Origin of the sequence: Actinomadura sp. BRA 177 (genome assembly GCF_013372625.1) — a bacterium.
Lineage (GTDB): Bacteria > Actinomycetota > Actinomycetes > Streptosporangiales > Streptosporangiaceae > Spirillospora.
The window spans coordinates 1-1,865 of record NZ_JABXFD010000411.1 but is presented as its reverse complement, the minus strand read 5'-3'; the positions used below and the strand labels follow the sequence as shown (position 1 = coordinate 1,865).

Sequence of the window (1,865 nt, the reverse complement as noted above, 5' to 3'; positions counted from 1 at the left end):
ATCAAGGGCAACGTTACCGTAAACTCGCTTCCCTTCCCGGCCCCCTGGCTTGTACCGGACACTGTGCCGCCGTGGGCTGCGATCAACTCACGCACGACCGTCAGACCAATGCCCAGGCCTGCGCCATTGAAACCAACCGCGTGAACATCCTGCACGAAGGGGTCAAAGATGAACGGTAGCGCGTCGGCCGTTATACCGATACCGGTATCGCAGATTCGAATGTGAAGTTGATCGGCGTCGGCGGTGACCGTAAAGGTGACTGCGCCATCCACCGGCGTGTACTTGGCTGCGTTGCCTAGAAGATTGCCGAGAATTTGAGTGAGGCGTGCCGAATCGCCATAGACCATCAACGCACGCTCTGGCAATTGCGCGCTGAAATGTAAGTGGTGAGCGACCATCACCGGGGTGCAGGTTTCTATTGCCTCATGGATGATCTGAGCCAGATCGACACGCTGGCAATCAAGATGAAACTTGCCCGTGCTGGCGCGGGCAATGTCGAGCAAGTCTTCAACCAGCCGCGACATCTGCTTCACCTGCCCCTCTATCAGCATCTGCATGCGCGGCAACTCTTCGCTCGGCACTCGTACCAACCTGCCAGCAATCAGACTAATGGGCGTGAGAGGGTTTCGCAGTTCGTGGGCCACCAGGTTGAGGAAGTTGCGTTGCTGCTTCAGCGCATCCTCCGCCGCAACCTGCAGGTCTTGTGCACTAAGCGCGGCTATGACCAATTGCTCATTGGCCTCGCGCATCTCAAGGTACATTTGCTGCTCGGCCTGAGCGATTTTCGGATTTTCAGCCTCCGACTGCGCCGAAAGAATGGCGAGCACCAACTGCTGGTTGGCTTCAATCAGTTGCTCGACCTGCAAATTATCGAGGAGTTGGCTATGGGCTTGATTAAGCTCCTTGTGCACCGATGCGAGCACCGCACGCGCTGCGACTGTTTTCTGGCCGAGAAGGAACAGCTCGCGTGCTGCGGTGGCTATCGCTTGCTTATTCTTGCCGTCAGCCTCACTCATGATATTTCACTCATCCTTGAAATGTGACCGTACGCTGTTGGGTAGGTCGTCCCCCTAGCAACCCTTCTTTATCCGGCAACCTGTCTCCGATCTGCACGCCGTCATCGTCGATGCGGTACAGCCGCAGTTCGTCGGAGTGAGCGCTAGCCCGCACCTTGACCACCGCCATGATCCGCAGCAAACGGCTCTCCACTTCAATATAGCGCTGGACGATAATTGCGTCGGTGAGAAATGCCGTGCCATAGGGACTGAAGCGCAGATCGGTGTAGCGGTCCTCCAGCTCGGACGTCATCAACACACTCACCCCCGCGCTGGTGAGGGCAGTAACCATGCGCGACAACGACTCACGGAAGTCTTCGCGAAAGGTCGGGGCAAGCGCCAGTTCGAAGCCTGACAACGAGTCGATCACCACGCGGGTGGCGTTCAGCCTTGTGATCTCGCTCAACAGCAACTGGACGATTTCATCGATGGACAAGTCCGGCGCACGGCTATCGACCAAACCGACCTTACCGTCCTGAATCAACCCCGCGAGGATGGCGTTCTGAGAGCGATTGGGGCGCTGTTCAAATACCGCTATCACCCCGGTCTCGCCATTGCGAGCGCCCTCGGCGAGGAACGTCGCAGCGAGAATGCTTTTGCCCGAACCCGATGGGCCGGCCACCAGTAGGGAGTAGCCAAGGGGCAAGCCGCCGCCGAGCATCTCGTCGACCTGCCGCGGCGGGGGCGGCAGGGACGGCGTGAGCAGCGTCTGGGCGTCGTCGACGGCCTGGAGCGCGGTGTGCAGGATCGACTTGGCGCGGTCGGGGTCGGCCTTGAGGTTCCAGGGCGCCTGGTCGGACAGGTACCTGT

General features: G+C 59.3%; 2 protein-coding genes. Both read right to left on the bottom strand.

Annotation, left to right across the window (positions count from 1 at the left end; genetic code table 11):
* A partial coding sequence (locus HUX53_RS43140; RefSeq protein ID WP_176405648.1) for a HAMP domain-containing sensor histidine kinase occupies positions 1-1,016 on the bottom strand: 1,016 nt, incomplete at its 3' end.
* A gap of 10 nt (positions 1,017-1,026) precedes the next feature.
* On the bottom strand, positions 1,027-1,865 hold an 839-nt coding region (locus HUX53_RS43135; protein WP_303623180.1), incomplete at its 5' end, for an ATPase domain-containing protein.